This is a genomic window from Nocardia sp. NPDC057663 (assembly GCF_042799895.1).
In the GTDB taxonomy this organism is placed as follows: Bacteria; Actinomycetota; Actinomycetes; order Mycobacteriales; family Mycobacteriaceae; genus Nocardia.
This window is the reverse complement of the sequence record NZ_JBHVHX010000024.1, coordinates 13506-33290: the sequence shown is the minus strand read 5'-3', so window position 1 is coordinate 33290 and position 19785 is coordinate 13506. Positions and strand designations below refer to the sequence as shown.

At 69.5% G+C, this 19785-nt stretch carries 23 protein-coding genes; 10 read left to right on the top strand and 13 right to left on the bottom strand.

Annotated elements, in window-relative coordinates; all coding sequences use genetic code 11:
• Positions 1-5: 5 nt before the first annotated feature.
• Positions 6-1103, bottom strand: coding sequence for a winged helix DNA-binding domain-containing protein (locus tag ACFVAV_RS31280; protein ID WP_379039186.1), 1098 nt, complete (start codon positions 1101-1103; stop codon positions 6-8).
• Positions 1104-1223: 120 nt separating this feature from the next.
• Between ACFVAV_RS31280 and ACFVAV_RS31275 the strand changes: the two genes are divergently transcribed.
• Positions 1224-1571 carry a hypothetical protein gene (locus ACFVAV_RS31275; RefSeq protein WP_379039185.1) on the top strand — a complete coding sequence of 116 codons (348 nt, stop codon included), beginning with the start codon at positions 1224-1226 and terminating at the stop codon, positions 1569-1571.
• Between the two features lie 48 nt (positions 1572-1619).
• The gene (locus ACFVAV_RS31270; protein ID WP_379039184.1) at positions 1620-2129 is read left to right on the top strand and encodes a DUF1990 family protein; all 510 of its coding nucleotides are present in this window, start codon (positions 1620-1622) and stop codon (positions 2127-2129) included.
• Between the two features lies 1 nt (position 2130).
• Here ACFVAV_RS31270 and ACFVAV_RS31265 read toward each other — a convergent pair whose 3' ends face one another.
• Complete coding sequence (locus ACFVAV_RS31265) at positions 2131-3168, bottom strand: beta-ketoacyl-ACP synthase III (protein ID WP_379039183.1); 1038 nt, start codon at positions 3166-3168, stop codon at positions 2131-2133.
• Between the two features lie 89 nt (positions 3169-3257).
• Here ACFVAV_RS31265 and ACFVAV_RS31260 point away from each other — a divergent pair, with 89 nt between their 5' ends.
• The gene (locus ACFVAV_RS31260; RefSeq protein WP_379039182.1) at positions 3258-3839 is read left to right on the top strand and encodes a TetR/AcrR family transcriptional regulator; all 582 of its coding nucleotides are present in this window, start codon (positions 3258-3260) and stop codon (positions 3837-3839) included.
• Here ACFVAV_RS31260 and ACFVAV_RS31255 read toward each other — a convergent pair.
• Both ACFVAV_RS31255 and ACFVAV_RS31250 read right to left on the bottom strand, forming a co-directional pair.
• Positions 3836-4747: an alpha/beta hydrolase fold domain-containing protein gene (locus tag ACFVAV_RS31255; protein ID WP_379039181.1), complete on the bottom strand. Its 912-nt coding sequence runs from the start codon at positions 4745-4747 to the stop codon at positions 3836-3838. The two genes, ACFVAV_RS31260 and ACFVAV_RS31255, sit on opposite strands and share 4 nt — an antisense overlap.
• A gap of 69 nt (positions 4748-4816) precedes the next feature.
• The gene (locus tag ACFVAV_RS31250; RefSeq protein WP_379039180.1) at positions 4817-5365 is read right to left on the bottom strand and encodes a YaeQ family protein; all 549 of its coding nucleotides are present in this window, start codon (positions 5363-5365) and stop codon (positions 4817-4819) included.
• Between the two features lie 86 nt (positions 5366-5451).
• Here ACFVAV_RS31250 and ACFVAV_RS31245 point away from each other — a divergent pair, with 86 nt between their 5' ends.
• Positions 5452-5883: a hypothetical protein gene (locus ACFVAV_RS31245; protein ID WP_379039179.1), complete on the top strand. Its 432-nt coding sequence runs from the start codon at positions 5452-5454 to the stop codon at positions 5881-5883.
• A gap of 8 nt (positions 5884-5891) precedes the next feature.
• Here the strand turns inward: ACFVAV_RS31245 and ACFVAV_RS31240 are convergent, their stop codons facing one another.
• From ACFVAV_RS31240 to ACFVAV_RS31215, 6 genes are all read right to left on the bottom strand, one after another.
• Complete coding sequence (locus tag ACFVAV_RS31240; RefSeq protein ID WP_189032660.1) at positions 5892-6233, bottom strand: MmcQ/YjbR family DNA-binding protein; 342 nt, start codon at positions 6231-6233, stop codon at positions 5892-5894.
• Between the two features lie 52 nt (positions 6234-6285).
• Positions 6286-6807 carry a hypothetical protein gene (locus ACFVAV_RS31235; RefSeq protein ID WP_379039178.1) on the bottom strand — a complete coding sequence of 174 codons (522 nt, stop codon included), beginning with the start codon at positions 6805-6807 and terminating at the stop codon, positions 6286-6288.
• An 86-nt stretch (positions 6808-6893) separates the two neighbouring features.
• Positions 6894-7775: a metal ABC transporter permease gene (locus tag ACFVAV_RS31230; protein WP_379039177.1), complete on the bottom strand. Its 882-nt coding sequence runs from the start codon at positions 7773-7775 to the stop codon at positions 6894-6896.
• A 10-nt stretch (positions 7776-7785) separates the two neighbouring features.
• Positions 7786-8517 (bottom strand): metal ABC transporter ATP-binding protein, encoded by a 732-nt coding sequence (locus ACFVAV_RS31225; protein ID WP_379039176.1) that lies wholly within the window; start codon positions 8515-8517, stop codon positions 7786-7788.
• A complete protein-coding gene (locus tag ACFVAV_RS31220; RefSeq protein WP_379039175.1) occupies positions 8514-9458 on the bottom strand; it encodes a metal ABC transporter substrate-binding protein in 945 nt (314 codons plus the stop codon). The genes ACFVAV_RS31225 and ACFVAV_RS31220 overlap by 4 nt, the downstream gene beginning before the upstream one ends.
• Positions 9459-9525: 67 nt before the next feature.
• Complete coding sequence (locus tag ACFVAV_RS31215) at positions 9526-9900, bottom strand: cupin domain-containing protein (protein ID WP_379039174.1); 375 nt, start codon at positions 9898-9900, stop codon at positions 9526-9528.
• A 73-nt stretch (positions 9901-9973) separates the two neighbouring features.
• On the opposite strand from ACFVAV_RS31215, the gene ACFVAV_RS31210 reads away from it, so the two are divergent.
• Together ACFVAV_RS31210 and ACFVAV_RS31205 are read left to right on the top strand one after the other, a co-directional pair.
• A complete protein-coding gene (locus tag ACFVAV_RS31210; RefSeq protein ID WP_379039173.1) occupies positions 9974-10435 on the top strand; it encodes a MarR family winged helix-turn-helix transcriptional regulator in 462 nt (153 codons plus the stop codon).
• Positions 10436-10620: 185 nt separating this feature from the next.
• Positions 10621-10851, top strand: a complete 231-nt coding sequence (locus ACFVAV_RS31205; RefSeq protein WP_379039172.1) for a hypothetical protein — start codon at positions 10621-10623, stop codon at positions 10849-10851.
• Here ACFVAV_RS31205 and ACFVAV_RS31200 read toward each other — a convergent pair whose 3' ends face one another.
• Together ACFVAV_RS31200 and ACFVAV_RS31195 are read right to left on the bottom strand one after the other, a co-directional pair.
• The gene (locus ACFVAV_RS31200; protein WP_379039171.1) at positions 10852-12276 is read right to left on the bottom strand and encodes an amidase; all 1425 of its coding nucleotides are present in this window, start codon (positions 12274-12276) and stop codon (positions 10852-10854) included.
• A gap of 62 nt (positions 12277-12338) precedes the next feature.
• On the bottom strand, positions 12339-12938 hold the full coding sequence (locus ACFVAV_RS31195) for a helix-turn-helix domain-containing protein (protein ID WP_379039170.1): 600 nt from the start codon (positions 12936-12938) through the stop codon (positions 12339-12341).
• A 78-nt stretch (positions 12939-13016) separates the two neighbouring features.
• On the opposite strand from ACFVAV_RS31195, the gene ACFVAV_RS31190 reads away from it, so the two are divergent.
• Both ACFVAV_RS31190 and ACFVAV_RS31185 read left to right on the top strand, forming a co-directional pair.
• The gene (locus ACFVAV_RS31190; protein WP_379039169.1) at positions 13017-14237 is read left to right on the top strand and encodes an MFS transporter; all 1221 of its coding nucleotides are present in this window, start codon (positions 13017-13019) and stop codon (positions 14235-14237) included.
• Positions 14238-14333: 96 nt separating this feature from the next.
• Positions 14334-15827: an AIM24 family protein gene (locus tag ACFVAV_RS31185; RefSeq protein WP_379039168.1), complete on the top strand. Its 1494-nt coding sequence runs from the start codon at positions 14334-14336 to the stop codon at positions 15825-15827.
• Positions 15828-15988: 161 nt separating this feature from the next.
• Here the strand turns inward: ACFVAV_RS31185 and ACFVAV_RS31180 are convergent, their stop codons facing one another.
• A complete protein-coding gene (locus ACFVAV_RS31180; protein ID WP_379039167.1) occupies positions 15989-17287 on the bottom strand; it encodes a hypothetical protein in 1299 nt (432 codons plus the stop codon).
• Between the two features lie 444 nt (positions 17288-17731).
• Between ACFVAV_RS31180 and ACFVAV_RS31175 the strand changes: the two genes are divergently transcribed.
• A complete protein-coding gene (locus tag ACFVAV_RS31175) occupies positions 17732-18877 on the top strand; it encodes an acyl-CoA dehydrogenase family protein (protein ID WP_379039166.1) in 1146 nt (381 codons plus the stop codon).
• Between the two features lie 234 nt (positions 18878-19111).
• A complete protein-coding gene (locus tag ACFVAV_RS31170) occupies positions 19112-19567 on the top strand; it encodes a DUF4254 domain-containing protein (RefSeq protein WP_379039165.1) in 456 nt (151 codons plus the stop codon).
• Positions 19568-19785 lie beyond the last annotated feature (218 nt).

Sequence of the window (19785 nt, the reverse complement as noted above, 5' to 3'; positions counted from 1 at the left end):
GCCGATCAGAGAACCTGGACGCGGTCGGTGTCGTTGCCGGACAAGAACATCGCCATGCGCTGACCCTCGTCGGTGACCGCGCGGCGCTCCGTGCGGGTGAGGTCGCGCAGCGGGGCCACGGCGACGATGTCGTCCGCGACAGTCCAGGTCGCGGCGACGCGGCCGTCCACCAGGACCACGCGGGCGCCCGCGACGGACAGGCCGCGGTCCGCGTCGTCGATGATCCGGCTCCGGTCGTGATAGCCGAGGATGGCGTTGTCGAAGGCGGGCAGGAATCGGGGCGGGGCAGGGGTTTCCGGGTCGGGGCGCGGGGCGTCGGGCAGGTCGAGCAGTTCCCTGCCCCGTTCGTCGCGGAAGGTGATCAGTTCGTCGCGGACCGCGGCCACCGCGGCGGGCAGACCGGTCAGGCCGCACCATGCGCGCAGATCGGCCGAGGCGGCGGGTCCGAACGCGGCCAGGTAGCGCCGGACCAGATCCGCGCCGACGGGGTCGGAACCCGGCGGGGCGAGCGGGTCGACCTCGCGACCGAGCCACTGGCCGACCGGGGCATTGCGCACACCGGCTTTCACCTTCCACAGTCCGCGCGGTGGCAACTGCACCGTCGGCACGAGCGCCGCGATCACCAGCTCCCCCAGCGCCCGGGTGCCAGGTGTGGGCCAGCGGTCGGCGAGCGCCCGCGCGATCTCCCCCATCGAGCGCGGTTCGCCGTCGGCCAGCACGGCACGCGCGGCTGCGGCGAGCTCGTCGAGGTCGACACCGGCGAGCTCGTGCTTGTAAGTGGTGAGCACCCGCTGCCGCAGCATCGCGTCGTGTCTGCCCCGCCAGGCGAGCGCGTCGGCGGCGGTGACCAGGTGCACGGTCCGGCGCATGAGATGGGCGCGGACCACCTGGCGCCCGGTCAGCAGGTGGTCGAGGTCGGCCGGATCGAACCCGGCGACCCGCGACCAGAGCCCGAGGAACGGCTCCTGCGGTTCCTGCGCCTGCACCCCGCACAGGTGCGCGACGGCGTCGAGCACCGGGATGTCGGCGCGGTCGAGCAGGAATTGCCGGGCGAGGGTGGCGCGATTGAGCGCCCTGGCATCGAGAACTGTGCGCAGACTCATGATGCCGACCATTCTTCCGTGTCCGCGCGCGAAAGGCCCGTGTCAACGAGGGTTTCCAAGAGGGTCGATTCGGCGCGATTTCCGTGTTCCCTGAATGGTTGCTGCGATAGCGTTTCCCGCATGGACGACATCGAGTTGGATTTGCCGAGCGTCGCTTCTTCCCACACCGCCGGCCGGATTCTGGAAATCGGCGCGGTCGGTCTGCGCAACCCACTCCCGGTGAACGGTGAGCGGACGCAGGCCTATGTGTCCTGCGTGGACGGCACCACCTTGCGACTACCGGATTCCTTGCAGGGCTGGGCGATGCAGACCCTCGCGGCGAACTTCGATCTGCGAGCGACAGGACTACCCTCGCTGTTTCCCTGCCGGTTCGAATTCGGTATCCGCGACGGTGCCGCGTATGCCGTGCCGGTCAGCGACCACCGGGCGCTGCACACCAGGGCGGCAGCCGGGCAACCCGCTGCGTGAGTTTCCGGCAGGCGGCGCCGGACCCGTCGGCGCTCTATCGTCGTCGTCATGCAGGCCTTGACCTACGGACCGGCGGGCGCGACCAGTCCCGCCGACGAGATCTGGATCGCGCGCCCGCCCGGGTTCCGGCGGTTCGAGACATCGGTGGTGATCGGCCATGGCGAGCACGTCTGGGCGGCCGCCAAGGAGGCGGTGCTGCACTGGGGTGTCAAGCGCCGCAGCGGCTTTCGCGTCGCCCCTGATGCGCCCGCGACGACCGACGCCGACTACCGGGTCACCGCCGGATGCGGACCGGTCTCGGTGCGCGAGCCCGTGCGCGTGGTGGCGGTGGTCGACACCGCCGACCGGTGCGGCTTCGCCTACGGCACCCTGACCGGGCACCCCGTGTCCGGAGAGGAGGCGTTCGTCGTGCACCGGCGCGCGGACGGCACCGTCGAACTCACCCTGCGGTCACTCACGAAACCCGCACCGGCCGGACTCTGGCGTGCGGTCTTCCCGATACTGCTTGTCGCCCAGCGGTTCTACCGCCGTCGCTACCTGCGCGCCCTGCGGACCTGACTCAGGCGATCGGCGGCAGGTGGACTACCTGGCCCGCGTAGGCCAGGCCCGCGCCGAAGCCGAGGAGCAGGGCGGTGTCGCCCGGGCTCGCCGCACCAGAGCGCAGGAGCTGTTCCATGGCCATCGGGATGGAGGCGGCGCTGGTGTTGCCGGTTTCGATGATGTCGCGGGCCACGGCGACGGTGTCGGGCAGGCCGAGGGTGCGCACCAGGGCGTCGGTGATGCGGATGTTGGCCTGATGGGGGACGAAGGCGTCGAGATCCTGCGCGGCGATGCCCGCGCGGTCCAGCGCGTTGCGGCAGGCCTTCTCCAGGAACGTGACGGCCCAGCGGAACACCTCGGTTCCGTTCATCCGGATGTAGGGCCGCACCGACGTGCCGCCGCTCGCCTCGGCGGCGGCGACCTCGGCGAAGTATTCGAGAAAGTCCTTGTCCTGCTTGATCGCCGAGGTGCGGCTGCCGTCCGAACCCCAGGCGACCGGGCCGATCCCCTCCTGCTCCGCCGCGCCGACGATCACCGCGCCCGCGCCGTCGGCGAAGATGAACGCGCAGCTGCGGTCGGTGGTGTCGAGCAGGTCGGAGAGCCGCTCCACGCCGATCACCAGCACGTTGCGCGCCTGGCCGGAGCGCACCAGGTTCGCCGCGTCGGCCAGCGCGTAGCAGAAGCCGGCGCACCCGGCGGAGATGTCGTAGGCGGCGGTGTCGTCCATGCCGAGTTCGGTGGCGACGACGGCGCCTGCCGACGGGCCGAGGACCATCTGCGACGACGTCGCGAGGACGACCACATCCACCTGCTCGGCCGCCACTCCAGCCGCGGTCAGCGCGTCACGCGCGGCCGCGACACTCATCCCGACGATGGTCTCGTCGGGCTCGGCCCAGTGCCGGGCGGCGATCCCCGAACGGGTCTTGATCCACTCGTCGGAGGAGTCGATGGCCTCGACGATCTCGGCATTGGGCACGACCCGGCGCGGGCGATAGACGCCGAGGCCGAGAATTCCCGTATGGGTGACCGGAACGACGGTGGCGATGGGGGTGGGCATGGCATCCTCTCCGTATGAACCGATCGGTTCACGTTGGAATAGGTCTAACATGGACCGATCGGTTCAATCAAGGGTTTGGAGGAGATCGGATGGCAGCCGGACCGCGCACCCGACTGATCGAGCACACCATCAGCACCGTCCAGCAGCACGGCGTCCACGCGGCCGCGCTGAGTGAACTGCTCAAGCGCAGCAACACCTCACGCAACTCGCTGTATCAGCACTTCCCTTCGGGCAAGGGCGAATTGGTGCAGACGGCGGCCCGGATCGTGTCCCGCCTGGTGTACTCGCATGTGAGCGCGATGGCCGACGCCTTGCCGACCGCGCCGTCGGTGCAGCAGTGGCTCACCGATCTGCTCGCCTTCTGGCGCACCCCACTCGAACAGACCGACTACAGCGCGGGCTCGTTCATGATGGCCGCAGCCCTCGACGAGCTCGACCCTGCCGTCCAGTCGATCGCGGGACAGGCCTTCGCCGAATGGACCGCCCGCCTCGCCGACGGCATCGTCGCCACCGGCATCGAACGCTCCGCCGCCGTCTCCCTCGCCGGCTTCCTGCTCACCACCATCGAGGGCACCATCGTCCACAGCCGGGCCCTCAAGTCACCCCACCCGTTCGACCAGGCGGTCACCCAGCTGACCATCCTGCTCAACCACCACCTGGCCCAGCGCTAGCCGCCCGCCCGGCGCAGGTCGGTGCGCAGGGTCTCGACGATGTGCCGCCTGGCCGCCTGGCCTTCGCGGCTCGGGGTGAGCGGATAGACATGGACCAGGCCGTGTCCTTCGTGGAAATCGATGTCGACGCCCGCGGCACGGACCTTGCCGAGCAGGAGGTGTGCGTCGGGGTTGAGGATGTCCTCGGTTCCGGTGAAGACGGTGAGGGGGCCGAGGCCGGTGAAGTCGCCGAAGAGCGGGCTCACCATCGGGTCCTTCATCGGCAGGTCGCCGCTCCACATCTCGCCGAAGACGAGTCCGCCCTCGCGGCCGAGCCACGGGTCGCGCGGGAGCAGGTCCGTGATCAGCGGATTCTCCAGGGTGAGGTCGAGTGCGGGCGAGATCAGCACTGTCCGTGGCACTGTCGTGCCCGCGGTGTCGCGCAGATGCAGCGCGGTCGACAGCGCGATCTGGCCGCCCGCCGAATCACCGGCGAGGAAGGTCGGGCCGTACCGCGCGTGACTATCGGTGACAATCTCGGCGAAGCGCGGAATCACCTGTGCCGCAGTGCCGAACGGGATCAGCGGATAGATCGGCACCGTCACGGTGAGCCGCAACTGGGCGGCCAGCCGGGCCGCGAGATGCCAATGCTGCGGGGCGATTTCGCCGACCCAGCCGCCGCCGTGCGCGTACACGAGCCCGCCGCGCGACGGACCCGACGCCGGGGTGAGGGTGTAAACCGGCCAGCCGCGGTCCTCGCTCTTCGACACCACGACCCCGCGCAGCCGCTTCGGCGGCGCGTAGGGCAGGGGCGCGGCACCGAGCCGCCGCACGTGTTCGCGCGCGGCCTCGGCGCTGACGTAGTTCCGGTTCGCCCTGGTGATCCGCAGGTAGGCGGGTACGACGATCCGGCTCATCACGCTCGGCACGGCATCCTCCTGATCGACGACTCGACCCGACGGTACGGCACCCGGCCTGCGGCGGGGGCCGGATCGATCTCAGGCCTGCCCGAGCCGATGCTCGGTGATCTCCCCGCGCAGGCTCGTCCCGTTGAGGTCCAGGTAGAGCACACCCTCGGTAACCGAGAGGGTCGCGGTATTGCGGCGGTCGATCAGCGCGACGGCCGCATCGATGAAGGCACGGTCGACGCTGTAGAGCGGGATGTCCTCGGCCCGGTGAATCTTCTTGCCCGCGTACTGGGCCAGCACCTTCGCCGGGTCGCGGTGGGTGTAGACCGCGGCGCGGCCGGCGAGCTTGCTGCCCCGGTGCACCCGCTCGGCATCGGGCGCGCCGACCTCGATCCAGGCGGTGACCCGGCCGGTGAGATCGCGGATCTGCACGGCGGGCTCGTCGGTGGCCGAGATGCCGCCCTCGCTGAAGACGATGCCCTCCTCGTACTGCAGGCAGTACGCGAGGATGCGGGTCAGCATGTACTCGAGGGTTTCGGAGGGGTGGCGGGCGACCCGCAGCTCGAGGTCCTCGTAGACGCCGCGGTCGACGTCGGCGAGTTGGACGGCGAAATGATGCAGAGTTGCGCTGAGTGCCATAGGAGCTCCGAGCCTACCGGTCGGCGTCGTCGCGTCCCTGGGCCGCACCGGTTGCGCTCACCCGCCCGGACCGCCAGCATCTCTGCATGCGAATCACCCATGTTTCAGCTCTGGCGACCGCCTTCCTGGCGCTCGGCACGGCAACCGCTGTGGCAGCACCGAATCCGGCGGACACTGCGCGCGAGGCCATCGCCCGTGCCTATATCGATGCCCTGGTCTCCCACGACGCGAGCGCGGTGCCCTTCACCCCCGACGCCACCAGAGTCGAAGTCGGATTCCAGACCGGCTACTCCGGTCCGCAGCTGACCGCGGATCTGGAGAACGGGCTGCAGTACCGGGTGATCCAGGCGGTCCGCGACCTCACCATGTCCGAATCCGGTGACACCGTTACCACGCGCTACCTGCTCGACACCGGCATCGCGGGCGTGCGCCTGACCACCGTCGAGATCGTCGAGACCTTCGTCATCCCCGCCGACGCCATCCAGTCCATCGAGGCCACCATCACGCCGGTCGCCTGAGCCCCCGGCTACTGATCGGCGTCCTCGAGCAGGGCCCGCGGTGCGGCCAGCCGCCACGAGTCGGTGACGATCGCCTCCAATTCGGCGCGATCGTCCAGGGCGGCGAGCCGGACCCGGACCCAGGGGTTGCCCGCCTCGTGCGCGGCGATCCAGAACTTGTCCGGCTCGGCGACCACCAGCTCGTCGCGGTCGACGATCGGGCAGCGCACCGCCATCGAGGTCTCCTCCTCGGGCAGGGTCAGGAACAGCTTGCCCGCGACCTTGAAAATCGGCATGCCCCAGGCGAATTGCTCCACCGTCTCCGGTAGCGACAGGACAAACGCACGGACGTCCTCCCCAGTGACCTTCATGGGGAACATCCTGCCAGCCCGCCCCGACACGAATCCGGGTCAGGCCGCTCGCCTACCGCTCGGCCAGCAGGGCCTTCCAGCCGGCGCCGATCGGACCTGCGACGGGACGGGCCCACGCCGGAATCCGCGTGACGCGCTCGCGGAAGGCGAGGGGTTCCGGGGACTCGTCGACCTCGAACCAGGCCTTGGACGCCGGGCGGTCGAGCAGCACGATCACCGCCACCGACACCACGACCGCGGGCAGGGTGAGAACACCGAACGCACCGGCCAGGATCACCAGCGCGGCCGCGTACCAGCCGAGCGCGTGCGCGTAGCGGGAGCGCGCGGTGAACGCGAGCGTGAGCAGCGCGAGCACCAGCGCCGCGGCCGCGGTCACGTAGGCGAATCCCACGTACCGCAGCAGCACCGAATCCGACGGCAGCAGCGCCGCCGCCGGAATCATCGCGACCGCGACACCGGTGCAGTAGATGGCCTGCCACACCGCCAGCTGCTGTGCCCGCCGGACTTCCCGCGGCCGCCCGTCGGGCGAATCCAGCGAGAGTGCGGCGGTATCGAGCACCCCGAGACCGAACATCGAACGACGACCTTTCCCGCGACTGAAACACGTTCCAGGTGACATCGTGCGTCGCGGATCGTCGCATCGCGGCGGATTCGCCGAATTCAGCTTCCGACGGCGACCTTCGCGCTCGCCCTGGCACGGGCGGCGGTCACCCGGCGGCCGATGATGCCGTGCCGGGGCGCGAACAGGTAGACCAGCGCGAACGCGACGCCCTGGGTCACCACGACCATGCCGCCCGCGGCGGTGTCGAGGTGGTAGCTGAGGTAGAGGCCGGTCACCGCGCACACGACCGACACCGTCGGGGCGATGACGAGCATGCGGCTGAAGCGATCGGTGAGCAGGTAGGCCGTCGCGCCCGGGATGATCAGCATGGCGACGACCAGCACCACACCGACGGCCTGCAGCGCCACCACCGAGGTGAGGGCGAGCAAGCCGAGCAGCGCCGTGCCGAGGATCCGCGGGTTCAGGCCGATGGCGTGGGCATGGGTGGCGTCGAAGGCGTAGAGGGTGAAGTCGCGGCGCTTGAGCACGAGGGCCGTCAGCACGATCGCGGCCAGGATCATGATCTGAATCATCTCGCCGCGGCTCACGCCGAGCAGATTGCCGAACACGATGTGGTTGAGGTCGGTTTGGCTCGGCGTCACCGACACCAGGACCAGACCGAACGCGAACAGGGTCGTGAACACGATGCCGATGGCGGCGTCCTCTTTCACCCGGCTGGTGTCGCGGACGACGCCGATCAGCGCGACCGCGAGGAAACCGAAGATCACCGCGCCGACCGCGAACGGCCAGCCGACGATGTAGGCCAGCACCACGCCGGGCAGCACCGCGTGCGAGACCGCGTCGCCCATCAGCGACCAGCCGATCAGCACCAGCCAGCACGACAGCACCGCGCACACCACGGCCGCGGTGACGGTCGTCGCGAGCGCGCGCACCATGAACTCGTAGCGCAGCGGGTCGAGGAAGAATTCTTCGAGGCTCATCAGTATTTCCTCACTCGTCCACATCGAGCCCGAAGGCCTTGGCCAGGTTTTCCGGCCGCAATACCACTTCGGGGTCGCCGTGCTCGAGCACACGGCGGTTCAGCAGCACCGCCTCGTCGGCCAGTTGCGGGAGCGCGTGCAGATCGTGCGTGGAGACCAGGATGGTCGCGCCGTCGGCGGCGAGTTCGCGCAGCAGCGCGGTGATGGTCGCCTCCGAGCGCTTGTCGACGCCGGCGAACGGCTCGTCGAGCAGCAGGATCGTCGCCTCCTGGGCGATGCCGCGCGCCACGAAGGTCCGCTTCTTCTGGCCGCCGGAGAGCTGGCCGATCTGGCGATCGGCGAGGTCGGTGAGATCGACGCGGGCCAGCGCGTCGGCGACGGCGGTGCGATCGGCCTTGCTCGCGCGCCGGGTGAAACCCATCTTCCCGTAGCGGCCCGTCATCACGACATCGCGCACCGACAGCGGGAAGCTCCAGTCCACGTCCTCCGATTGCGGCACGTAGCCGAGGCTGCCCGCCTTGCGCGCCGCGGCGGGTGGACTGCCGTTGATGAGCACCCGGCCGCGGTCCGGGGTGACCAGGCCCATGATGGTCTTGAACAGCGTCGACTTGCCCGAGCCGTTCATCCCGATCAGGCCGCAGACCCGGCCGGACTTCAGGGTCAGTTCGACATTGTCGAGCGCGAGCACGTCACCGTAGCGGACGGTGACGTCCTGGATCTCGACGACGGGCGCGGTGGTCATTTCGGGGCTCCGGCGAGGGCTGTCGCGATGATGTTCGCGTCATGGCGGATCAGCTGCAGATAGGTCGGCACCGGGCCGTCCGCCTCCGAGAGGGAGTCGACATAGAGGGTGCCGCCGTAGCGTGCGCCGGTGGCCTCGACCACGCGCTGCATCGGCGCGTCGGAGACGGTCGACTCGCAGAACACCGCGGGCACCCCGCGCTGGCGCACGAAGTCGATGACCGAGCCGATCTGCTGCGGCGTCGCCTGCTGTTCGGCGTTGACCGGCCAGACGTACTTCTCGGTGAGACCCGTGTCGCGGGCGAGGTAGGAGAACGCGCCCTCGCAGGTCACCAGGGCCCGCTGACCGGCGGGCAACGTGTTCACCGCGGCGACCAGGTCGTCGCGGACGGCACCGAGCTGGGTCTTGTAGGCGGCGCCGTTGGCGCGGTAGGCCTCGGCGTGCTCGGGATCGAGGTCGGTGAACGCGCGGACCATGTTGTCGACATAGATCTGCGCGTTCACCGGCGACATCCAGGCATGCGGATTCGGCTTGCCCCGGTAGGCGTCCTCACCGATGTCCATCGGGGTGACGCCCTCGCTGACCACCGCGTGCGGCACATCGAGGTCGGCGACGAACTGGGCGAACCAGGCTTCCAGGTTGAGCCCGTTGTCCAGGATCAGATCGGCCTCGGCCGCCTTCTTGATGTCGCCGGGCGTCGGTTCGTATCCGTGGATCTCGGCGCCGACCTTGGTGATCGACTCGACCCGCAGATGCTCCCCCGCGACATTGCGCGCCATATCGGCGAGCACGGTGAAGGTGGTGAGCACCACCTTCTTGCCGTCGTCCTCGGTCGCGGCACCACCGCAGGCGGTGAGCGCGAACGCCATGACACTCAGAACACACGCCGCGACAACCCGGCGCCGCGACGCCCCCGGCGACCGGTGGAACCCAACCTTCATTCCAGAATTGTATTGTTCGGGCGACCAAACTTTCAAGTTCGATGATAAGAACAGGCGTCAAGACGGTTCAGGACGCCCAGGGCGGAACAAAAGTAGAGCCGTCGGGCAGTTCGGCGGAGAAGCCGACCCGGACCGTGACGAGCAGTACCGCGGGCGCCGCCGTCGCATTGGCGATCGCGATCGTCGAACCGGCGGGCGCGACGGCCGCGTCACCCGGTTTCATCGGCGCCGACTCGCCATCGATCGTCATCGTCACCTCGCCGGACAGCAGGACGAAGGCCTCCTCCCCCAGGATTCGGTGCGACACGCCCACCGAATCGGCCGCGACCTCGGTCTGCCAGACACAGAGCTCGGCGCTGCCGGTGCCGGGGCGGATGAGCGAGGTGAACCTGGCGTTGTGGATCTCGTGGACCTGAGCGTCTCCGGAGTGGATGACCGGCATGTGCGCCTCCTACAGAAAGTCAATTTGCTTGTCTATATAGTCAAGTAGATTGACTACTACGTCAAGTGCCAGAATGACTGTCGTGCCCGAGAACCCCCCGCCCGCAGGCGATCTACCCCTGTTGCTGCTGGCAGCGGCCGCCGAGGTGAGCCAAGCGATCCAGGACGGGGTCACCGCGGCGGGCTTCATCGATGTGCGCCCGGCCCACGGCTTCGCCTTCGTCCGGATGGCGCCCGACGGCGCGACCGTCGGCGAGATCGCCGAACATCTCGGCGTCACCAAGCAGGCGGCCAGCCAGCTGGTCGACGAACTGGTCACCAAGGGCTACGCCGACCGCAATCCGCATCCGCGCGATGCGCGCGCCCGGCTGATCACCCTCACCGAACGCGGCTGGGCCTGCACCAGGGCCGCCGACGCGGCGGCCGCCGAATTTGCCGCACGCTGGAACGACGCCCTCGGCACCACGACGTTCAACCAGGTCAGAAATGCCATCGCCCGGGTCGTCACGCCGGGCCGGGTGCGCCCGTCTTGGTGATCTTTACCGTCCGATGACGAGTAACCGTTAATCCGAAGTACAGGATTTTCAAAAGAGTACGCGTAGTGTCGCTGCGCGCGGCATACTCGGCATCGAGCGGTGACGCGCCACCGCGGCATCCGGGCCATCGACCCGGGAGCGCCTCGTCACGTCAGCCACCATTTTCTCGATCCCGGAGGATCGCCATGTCTCCCCTCGCCACCGTCGCCTCGGTCGACACCGTCACCCGGCATAAGTACGAGCGCCTGCAGTACACCGGTTCGGCCGGCGTCATCGCCTCGCTGGAGGACCCGCGCCTGGTCGGTCGCTGGCACACCGACTTCCCCGACTGGCACGGCGAGCACTGGGCATTCGAGGCGGGCACCGCCAGCCCAGGCAGGCTGCGCCCGATCAATGTCGCGGTGCGCCAGAGCTGATCAGGCCGCGCCCTCGGCGGCCGTGCGGTCGACGATGCGCGGGAACGGGCTCGACGCTTCCAGCTGAAAGGCCAGGTCGAGCAGGGTCCGTTCGTCACCACGGCGCCCGGCGAGCTGGATCGAGCCGGGCAGGCCGTGCGGCAGCAGACCGTGCGGCAGCGACACCGCCGGTCCGCCGCCCACATTGTTGAGCGGCGTGAAGCCCACGTAGTCGACCAGTTTCGTGAACAACGCGTCGAACGGCTGGCCGGGCGCCAGCTCGCCGATCCGCGGCGCCGGATGCGAGAGCACCGGGGTGAGCAGCACGTCGACCTCGGCGAAATGCTTGTCGTAGGTGGCCGGTCCCGACCGCAACCGCCACGTCGCCGCGGCCGCACCGAGCGGATTGCGCGTGGCCAGCCCGATCAGGCCCTTGGTGAAGGGGTCGAGCTTGCTCGGGTCGAAATGGTCGCGGTGGCCCAGCCGGAACGACAGCGTCATCGCCGCGGCCATCACCGCCCAGTACCGCTTGAAATCGTCGATGAACCGCGGTTCCACGTCCAGTCGCATCTCGACGATCTCATGACCGAGGCCACCGAGAATCTGTGCGGCCGAGGCCAGCACGGCGGCATTGTCGGCGTGGACCGGGCGGCCGAGGACGTCCTCGGTGATCAGCCCGATCCGCAACCGCCGCGCGCTCGGCCCCTCGACCAGGCCGATCGGCGCCAGCTTCGGATTCGCGCGGAACTGCTCGACCGCGGCCAGATAGTGCGCGGTATCGCGCACCGACCGGGTCAGCACTCCCTCGGTGACCAGGTGCACCGGCAGCCGGCGGGTGCCCGGCTGGTCGAGCAGCCGGTTGCGGGTGGGTTTCAACCCGACCAGGCCGTTGGCCGCGGCCGGAATCCGGATCGAGCCGCCGCCGTCGTTGGCGTGCGCGATCGGCACCACCCCGGCCGCGACCAGCGCCGCCGAGCCACCCGACGACGCGCCCGCCGAATACTCCGGATTCCACGGATTGCGGGTCGGCGCGCGATCGGTGAACTCGGTGCTGGCGGTGAGCCCGAACTCCGGCAGCGTCGACTTGCCGATCACGACCACGCCCGAATGCAGGAACTGCGCGCCGGGACCGCCGGTCGCGGTGGCGGGCCGCGGCGTGAACGCCGCCGAACCGTGGCAGCTGGGCAGGCCGGCGATATCGGTGTTGTCCTTGACGAACGCCGGCACACCGGCGAACACGCCCGCGGTCTCCGGCGTAGCCGCGGCCCGCTCGAAGCAGCTCAGCTGCACCGCGTCCAGGCTCGGGTCGACCCGGCGGGTCCGCGCGACAGCGGCCTCGATCACCTCGGCCCTGCTCACCTCCCCCGCGCGCAGCGCCGCGGCGACCCCCACGGCGTCCAGCGCGCCGAGCGCGTCGTCGGTGAATCCATGGACCGCAGTGCTCATAACCGCAGCGTAATGCGATCGGGCGGCCCTGTGCGGCGGTCACGGGTTTCCTCGAGAAACCCTTAGAGTCCACCCGGCCGGGCCGGGGCGGACCTGGCCTTGATGTGGATTCGCTCGCCCTGCCCGCCGAACAGACTGAGCACTTCGACGCTCCCACGTCCGGTGGACCCGAACCAGTGCGGGTGCTCGGTGTCGAACTCGGCGACCTCACCCGGCCCGAGGACGACGTCGTACTCGCCGAGGATGAGCCGGAGTCGCCCGCTGAGGACGTAGAGCCATTCGTAGCCGGCGTGCGTGCGCGGGAACGGCTCGGACTCGGTCTCGGGGATGATCAGCTTGTAGGCCTTCGGTTCGCCCTGCGTCTTCGACAGCGGAACGATGACGCGGCCGCCGGTGTGCCGCGGTTTCTGTGGCAGCCGCGGGTCGACGATGCGGGGCGCGGCCACGATCTCGTCGATCGGCACCGCCAGGGCGGCCGCGATCGGCAGCAGCAACTCCAAACTCGGCTTGCGCTGGCCGGATTCGAGCCGGGACAGGGTGCTCTTGGAGATGTCGGTGAGCCGGCTCAGGTCCGCGAGCGAGAGGTCCTTGCGCTCCCGGAGTCTCCGGATGCGAAGACCGATCTGGCTCAGGGTCGCGTCGATGGCGGGATGGTTCGGCACCGATCCAGTACACGGGAGTGTTCCTGTTTCGGCAACGATTCGTTGCCGTTCCATGCCGCGAAAAGCACGCTGCGAACTATGAGTTCAACGTCGACATTGCCGCCACGCAGCCGGGAGCGCTTCCTGCCTGCCGGGGTATATCTGCTGGCCTTCAGCCTGTTCGCCATGGGGAGCGCGGAGTTCCTCCTCGCCGGGGTACTGCCCGCGGTGGCCACCGATATCGAGGTCGGCCTGGCCACCGTCGGTGGGCTGATCACCGCGTTCGCGATCGGTGTCGTCCTCGGCGGGCCGCCGTTCGCGGTGGTCAGCCTGCGTTGGCCGCGGCGGACCGCACTCGTCGTGACCCAGGTGGTCTTCGCCGCCGCCATCGCCGTCGGCCTGATCATCGGCAGCTACGGCGCGCTGCTGATCACCCGCTTCGTGGCCGGCCTCGCCTACGCGGGGTTCTTCGCGGTCGCGGCGGTGACGGCCGTCGGCCTGGTGCCGGGCGACCGTGCGGCCCGCGCCTCGGGCGTGGTGATCAGCGGCCTCAGCCTGGCGATGATCCTCGGCGGACCCGCCGGAACGTTCATCGGTTATCGCACGGGGTGGCAGGGCGGTTTCTGGCTGGTGGTCGTCCTCACAGTCCTGGCTGCCGCCGCTGTCGCCGTGCTGATGCCGCCGACCACCGCGGGCGCGGAACCCCGTCTCGACCGTGAGCTCGCCGCGCTGCGGCAGCCGCGGCTGTGGCTCGTCCTCGCCGCCACGCTGCTGAGCACGGCGGCCTACATGATCACGTTCAACTATCTCGCCGAACTGCTGACCACCGTCACCGGGATTGCCGATGCCTGGCTCGCGCCGATCCTGGTGCTGTTCGGTGTCGGCGCGTACCTCGGCTTGGCGATCGGTGGCCGGATCTCCGACCAGCGGCCCTATCTGGCGCTGATCGCGGGGTCGGCGGGGATCGCTCTGTGTTCGGCTCTGATCGCGATCACCGCCGGACATGCCGTGGCTGTCGTTCCGCTGGTCTTGCTGCTCGGCATCGCCGGGTTCGTGGTCAACCCCGCGATCTACGGTCGCGTGTTCACCATCGCCGCGGGTGCGCCCACCCTGGCAGGCGCGACCACGGTGTCGGCCTTCCAGCTGGGCATCGGTCTCGTTCCCGTCATCGCCGGTGTCGTCCTGAACTCCGGTGCGCAGATCACCGCGGTTCCGTGGATCGGTGCCGGCTTGGCACTGGTCACCATCCCGTTCGTGCTGATCGAGCGCGCGACCGCCGATGCGGGCCCGTTCCCGGACAGGAGCGCCACGGCGGGCTGACAGGGGCGGTTGGCGCGGCGGCGGCGCACACGGCACTATCGAGGCCGTGGAACGATTGCGAATCGGACAAACCACCCAGACCACGGGGGTGGTCGCGTGACCGCGCTGGCCCCCGGCGAGAACCGGCCCGCGCCCGGTGACGAGCTGACGGTCACCGTGGCGAGCTCGGCCTCGGTCGACGTCTCGGCGCTGTTGCTGAACAGCGCCGGAGTCGTGCGCTCCGACGACGACTTCGTGTTCTTCAACCAGCCGACCGGCCCGGGTGTGGTGTACCGCCACGGCAACGGCGGGCCGGACGTGGTGCAGGTGCGGACCTCCGCGTTGCCCGCCGACGTGGACAAGGTGGTCGTCACCGCCAGCCTCGACGGCCGCGGGCCCGCCACCTTCGCCTCCGTCGGCCAGCTCACCGCCACCATCGGATCCGGTGCCACCGCACTGACTTTCCCGATCCCGGGGCTCACCACCGAGAGCGGTGTGGTGTGTGTGGAGATCTACCGCCGCAACGCTGCGTGGAAGGTTCGTGCGATCGGTCAGGGCTACGACGACGGGCTGGCGGGCATCGCGTCGGCCTACGGGGTGAACCTCGACGACGAACCCGAAACACCCGCCGCACAGAGCAGTCCGGGCGGAGCCCCGGCGGCCACTGCCGGATACCCGCAGCAGGGTGTGGGCGCGCCGACCGTGCCCGCCGGTCAGCCCGGCCAGTTCGCCCCACCGCCGGGGCAGCCGCCGGCTCATCCCTACCCACCCGCAGGCGCCCCTGCCTTCCCGCCGCCCACGGGTCAGCCCGGTTACGGACAGCAGCCCGGCGGACCCGCTCAGCAGCCCTACCCTTCGTTCGCATCCCAGCAAGGAGCCCAGTCCGTGCACAGCGACCTGTTCGATCCCTCGCACGCCGAGGTCACCGGCCTCGGTATCCAGAAACAGGGCGGCAAGATGGTCAAAGTGGGCCTCAACGGTGAGGTGATGGCCCGTTCCGGCTCGATGGTGGCCTACCAGGGTGACCTGCAGTTCCAGGCCCTCGGCTCCGGTGGCATCGGCCGGGCGATCCGCCAGCACCTCACCGGTGAGGGCGTGCCGCTGATGAAGGTGACCGGGCGCGGCGACCTGTTCCTGGCCAACAGCGCTGCCGACGTGCACATCATCGATCTCGACGGCACCGACGGCCTCACCATCAACGGCGCCAACGTCCTCGCGTTCGACTCCACCCTGCGCTACGACATCGGCCGCGTGCAGGGCGCCGCCGGCTACGCCTCCAACGCCGGCCTGTTCAACTGCGTGTTCACCGGCCGCGGCCGCATCGCCATCACCACCCACGGCACCCCGGTGGTGCTCACCGTCGACCAGGCCACCTTCGCCGACCCGAACGCCGCCGTCGCCTGGTCGTCGAGCCTGCAGACCGGCATCAAGCGCAACGACTCGTTCGGCCTCGGCAGGCTGATGGGCCGCAGCACCGGCGAGGCGAGCACGCTCTCGTTCACCGGCCGCGGCTTCGTCATCGTGCAACCGTCGGAGCTGCCCCCGGGCGGTCTCATCGGCGGCACCGGCGGCGGCCACCAGGCGGGCACCGGCGGCAGCCTGTTCGGCTGACCCGCCGGGCTGGGCCGGGCCGACGGATGTGCGCCGCCGCGACGGCACCGCACCTCCGCGGATCACCACGGTGGCCGCGGCACGACCGAACGCCCGTTCGCAGCACGACAGCCGCCGACCCATGCTCGACGAGCACGAATCAGCGGCTTGGTTAGCCGAGGTCAGGACCCCGCGCGCTCCTTGCGGGCCTGGCGACGGGCCTCCCGCATGGCGTTGAGCTCCTGTTCCAGGCTCTCGGCGATGCGGAACTGCCCGGTGTCGTACACATTGACCGGTTCGATCGCCTCGTAGCCGAAGTTGGCCTCGGCGAAGGCCTTCTCGACGCGAGCCTCGATGTCGGAGATGGTGCTCTTGCGCGCCGAGGGGACCGAATCGGTGGACTTCGTCGACGGCTCGGGCTTGGCGGCCTCGGCGGCAGGCTCGGGCACGACGGGCGGCTGCGGCGCGGCCTTCTTGGCCGAGGCCTTCTCCGACGACGACGGCTTGCCGATGCCGAAGCGCTTGCGCTTCTCGGTGGGCTTGCCGTTGCCGATCGGCTCGGTGGGCGTCCACGCGGGTTCGCGGCTGACCGGCGCGGTGACGGCGGCCTGCTCGGCGGCGAACGACTCGGCGCGGGCCTGGCCCGTCATCGGCGGCTGGTAGGTCAGGCGGACACCATCGGTGGCCTGGCGGCTCAGCAGGTTGTCGGCCGGGTCGGGCAGGTCCCTGACCTGGCTGGTCGCGCGGGTGATGGCGAGACCGTAGCGGGCGCTGGCGGCGTCGTGGATGAGCAGCGCGACACCGATCATCACGGGCGCGACCGCGTGCACCGCGGCGTCGTACCAGCGGCCGTCGCGCAAGTAGGGATAGGTGTTGAGGGTGACGGTGAGCCCGAGCAGGGCCATCTCGGCCAGCGCAACCTGGCGCCGGTTGTCGATGACGCCCCACTCGGCGACCTTGTTCGTGCCGACCATGATGATGATCAGGCAGACGCTGATCATCGCCTCGAGCAGGTAGCTGAACCAGAACAGCGGGTCGCTCGGACCGCCGGGCGCGATGTTCTGCTGCACGTTCACCGCAGACCACAGCATGCCGGCGCCGACGACGCCGGCCAGTGCCTTGAGTGACCACGACCGGTGCCGGTACAGCGAAGCCAGCTTCGCGTGCGGACTCGATTCGCGGCGCTGGGAGGCCATCGCCTTTCTGGCGAGCAGCATATCTCGCATATCGGCCTTCTCGATTGCTTCGGTGGTGCTCCTGGCCCGGTCGGAGGCCTGCGCCATCGCTTGGGTGTGCTTCCAGCGCTGTTCGCGATCCTGTTCACGGATGCGTTCGGCGAGTTCCCGCTCCGCGCGCAGCTCGTCTTCCGACAGCGCGTCGGTCAGGGCGGGGTCGAATTGGTAGGCGAGGCGCCCACGCGCCCGTTCGACTCGCTGAGCGAGCTGGCTGACGTCGTCTTCGAGGGGAGACTCGACGGTCATGCTCGACCACCGCCCCGGCATCTCGAAGGCAGACGGGTGACCACACGTGTGAACGGCACACGCCATTAATAGTCCATACACCCGTCCGTGTGAAACCGATGCTCTGACACGGCTCCCCATTACCGGCGCGCCGCGAGCGACACGCGCAGGCGATACCGGCAGGTAGCCCGACTCCGAAAGATAATCCCAGACCGCTGTCCGAGCCAAGGTTTTCGCACCATCGGTGCCCAAGCGTTGTCGAACACTGCTCGCGGACAACACAAATCGGACACCAACTCCGCGCCCCCGTCAAGACCCGTGGCCTCGACCGCCGGGACCCGGTCCCGCGGCCCGCCGGGACGCCCCGAGACCCACTATTGCCACCCCGCCAATAGTGGTCCACACTGTGTCTGTAACCACTGGTCACCCCTGGACCAGTGCTGTGCCGAGCCGTAAGGAGACTCGATGGCCGCCAACCGGTCCAGCTGGATGAACGAGGACCTGGACGCCCTGCGCGACCTCGCCCGCGCCTTCATGGCCAAGGAACTCGCGCCGAACATCGACAAGTACCGCGAGCAGCACCACGTGGACCGCGATCTGTGGAACAAGGCCGGTGAAGTGGGCCTGCTGTGTCTGTCGATCCCGGAGGAGTACGGCGGCGGTGGCGGCACCTTCGCTCACGAGGCCGTGCTCATGGAGGAGCAGGCCCGCGTCGTGGACACCTCGTGGGGCGTCAGCCTGCACAACGGCATCGTCGCGCACTACCTGCTCGCCTACGGCACCGAGGAGCAGAAGCAGCAGTGGCTGCCCAAGATGGCCAGCGGTGAGGTCGTCGGCGCCATCGCGATGACCGAGCCAGGCACCGGCTCGGACCTGCAGGCCGTCAAGGCCAAGGCGATCCGCGACGGCGACGAGTACGTCATCAACGGTTCCAAGACCTTCATCACCAACGGCGCCCAGGCCGACCTGATCATCCTGGTCGCCAAGACCGACCCCACCCAGGGCGCCGCCGGCGTCTCGCTGGTGCTGGTCGAGGCCGATCGCGCCGGTTTCCGCCGCGGCCGCGTGCTCGACAAGATCGGCCAGAAGGGCCAGGACACCTCCGAGCTGTTCTTCGAGGACGTGCGCGTCCCGGTGACCAACCTGCTCGGCACCCAGGAGGGCCAGGGCTTCGTCCAGCTGATGCAGCAGCTCCCGCAGGAGCGCCTGATCGTCTCGCTCGGCGCGGTCGCGGGCATGGAGGTCGCCCTCGACCACACCCTGCGCTACACCAAGGAGCGCGAGGCGTTCGGCCGCCCGGTGTTCGGTTTCCAGAACACCAAGTTCAAGCTGGCCGAGGTCGCCACCGAGGCCCGCATCGCGCGCGTGTTCATCGACGACTGCGTCGAGAAGCACATCCGCGGTGAACTCGACATCCCCACCGTCGCCATGGCGAAGTGGTGGACCACCGACCGCGCGATGCAGATCGCCGACACCTGCCTGCAGTTGTTCGGCGGCTACGGCTACATGAACGAGTACCCGATCGCGCGCATGTGGGTCGACAACCGCGTCCAGCTGATCTACGCGGGCACCAACGAGATCATGAAGGAGATCATCGCCCGCAGCCTGTAATACTTCTGCGCACAGGTGATCTCGACCGGCCGCGAACAGCATCCGCACTGCTGTTCGCGGCCGGTTTTCGCTGTTGAGGTGCTATTTCGTGACCTATCCGGAGCTCCGGCCGAGACGAATGTCCTTCGGAAGCGGTACATACGCGGGCGACAAGGACGGTGCGGCACAGTGGACGCGGACGGCGGTTCATCGGGTGAACCCGGACAGGAACCGGTACTGCCGGACCGTGCACAGATGATGCAGGCGGTCTGCGGTTTCACCGGCGACGGCGATCCCGTCCTGCGGGCCGCGCACGAACTGGCCGCCCTGCACGAACGCCGTGAACAGCTCGTGCCGGGCGACACGAGCGAGATCGATTGGGAGCGGGCGCGTCTGGTCTGCGAGATCGACCGCTGGGTGGTCATCCGCTCCCCCCGGCCGGCGACGACGGCACCGATGCACACCGAGAGCATCGGCGCCGTCGTCGATCGCATGGCCCATTTCGCCGCACTCACCTACCGCGCGCTGGCCTGCGGCGCCGAGCCCGAACTCCGCGCCGCGCAACTCCGCCTGCACGAACTGGGCTGCGGCTACGACGATCTCATCGTCGAGGTGGCCAGCGGCGCACGCCGGCTACCCGACGGCCCCGAGAGCGACGCGCCGGAAAGCGGTGGCGCACAACCAAGCCGGAATCGCCCACGCACCGAATAGCAGATGGTGCGCTGCCCGAAACCGGCCACGGAATCGGCGCACCACGGCACCACTGCCGCGCCAGGGTTCAACCCATCCTCCCCCAGGTCGGCGCGGCACACGGACCCCGTTCCTCGGGCGGCGGGGCCCGTTCCACCCACCCCGATCTCGCCACGACCACGGCGGCTGACGGCCACATCGCCGTCCACGCACGTTCAACCGGCACCCGTACCGTCCCC

Coding starts and splice junctions, on each gene's coding strand:
- ACFVAV_RS31280 (WP_379039186.1), bottom strand. CDS start 1,103: ATGAGTCTGCGCACAGTTCTCGATGCCAGGGCGCTCAATCGCGCCACC.
- ACFVAV_RS31275 (WP_379039185.1), top strand. CDS start 1,224: ATGGACGACATCGAGTTGGATTTGCCGAGCGTCGCTTCTTCCCACACC.
- ACFVAV_RS31270 (WP_379039184.1), top strand. CDS start 1,620: ATGCAGGCCTTGACCTACGGACCGGCGGGCGCGACCAGTCCCGCCGAC.
- ACFVAV_RS31265 (WP_379039183.1), bottom strand. CDS start 3,168: ATGCCCACCCCCATCGCCACCGTCGTTCCGGTCACCCATACGGGAATT.
- ACFVAV_RS31260 (WP_379039182.1), top strand. CDS start 3,258: ATGGCAGCCGGACCGCGCACCCGACTGATCGAGCACACCATCAGCACC.
- ACFVAV_RS31250 (WP_379039180.1), bottom strand. CDS start 5,365: ATGGCACTCAGCGCAACTCTGCATCATTTCGCCGTCCAACTCGCCGAC.
- ACFVAV_RS31245 (WP_379039179.1), top strand. CDS start 5,452: ATGCGAATCACCCATGTTTCAGCTCTGGCGACCGCCTTCCTGGCGCTC.
- ACFVAV_RS31240 (WP_189032660.1), bottom strand. CDS start 6,233: ATGAAGGTCACTGGGGAGGACGTCCGTGCGTTTGTCCTGTCGCTACCG.
- ACFVAV_RS31235 (WP_379039178.1), bottom strand. CDS start 6,807: ATGTTCGGTCTCGGGGTGCTCGATACCGCCGCACTCTCGCTGGATTCG.
- ACFVAV_RS31230 (WP_379039177.1), bottom strand. CDS start 7,775: ATGAGCCTCGAAGAATTCTTCCTCGACCCGCTGCGCTACGAGTTCATG.
- ACFVAV_RS31225 (WP_379039176.1), bottom strand. CDS start 8,517: ATGACCACCGCGCCCGTCGTCGAGATCCAGGACGTCACCGTCCGCTAC.
- ACFVAV_RS31220 (WP_379039175.1), bottom strand. CDS start 9,458: ATGAAGGTTGGGTTCCACCGGTCGCCGGGGGCGTCGCGGCGCCGGGTT.
- ACFVAV_RS31215 (WP_379039174.1), bottom strand. CDS start 9,900: ATGCCGGTCATCCACTCCGGAGACGCTCAGGTCCACGAGATCCACAAC.
- ACFVAV_RS31210 (WP_379039173.1), top strand. CDS start 9,974: ATGACTGTCGTGCCCGAGAACCCCCCGCCCGCAGGCGATCTACCCCTG.
- ACFVAV_RS31205 (WP_379039172.1), top strand. CDS start 10,621: ATGTCTCCCCTCGCCACCGTCGCCTCGGTCGACACCGTCACCCGGCAT.
- ACFVAV_RS31200 (WP_379039171.1), bottom strand. CDS start 12,276: ATGAGCACTGCGGTCCATGGATTCACCGACGACGCGCTCGGCGCGCTG.
- ACFVAV_RS31190 (WP_379039169.1), top strand. CDS start 13,017: ATGAGTTCAACGTCGACATTGCCGCCACGCAGCCGGGAGCGCTTCCTG.
- ACFVAV_RS31180 (WP_379039167.1), bottom strand. CDS start 17,287: ATGACCGTCGAGTCTCCCCTCGAAGACGACGTCAGCCAGCTCGCTCAG.
- ACFVAV_RS31175 (WP_379039166.1), top strand. CDS start 17,732: ATGGCCGCCAACCGGTCCAGCTGGATGAACGAGGACCTGGACGCCCTG.
- ACFVAV_RS31170 (WP_379039165.1), top strand. CDS start 19,112: ATGATGCAGGCGGTCTGCGGTTTCACCGGCGACGGCGATCCCGTCCTG.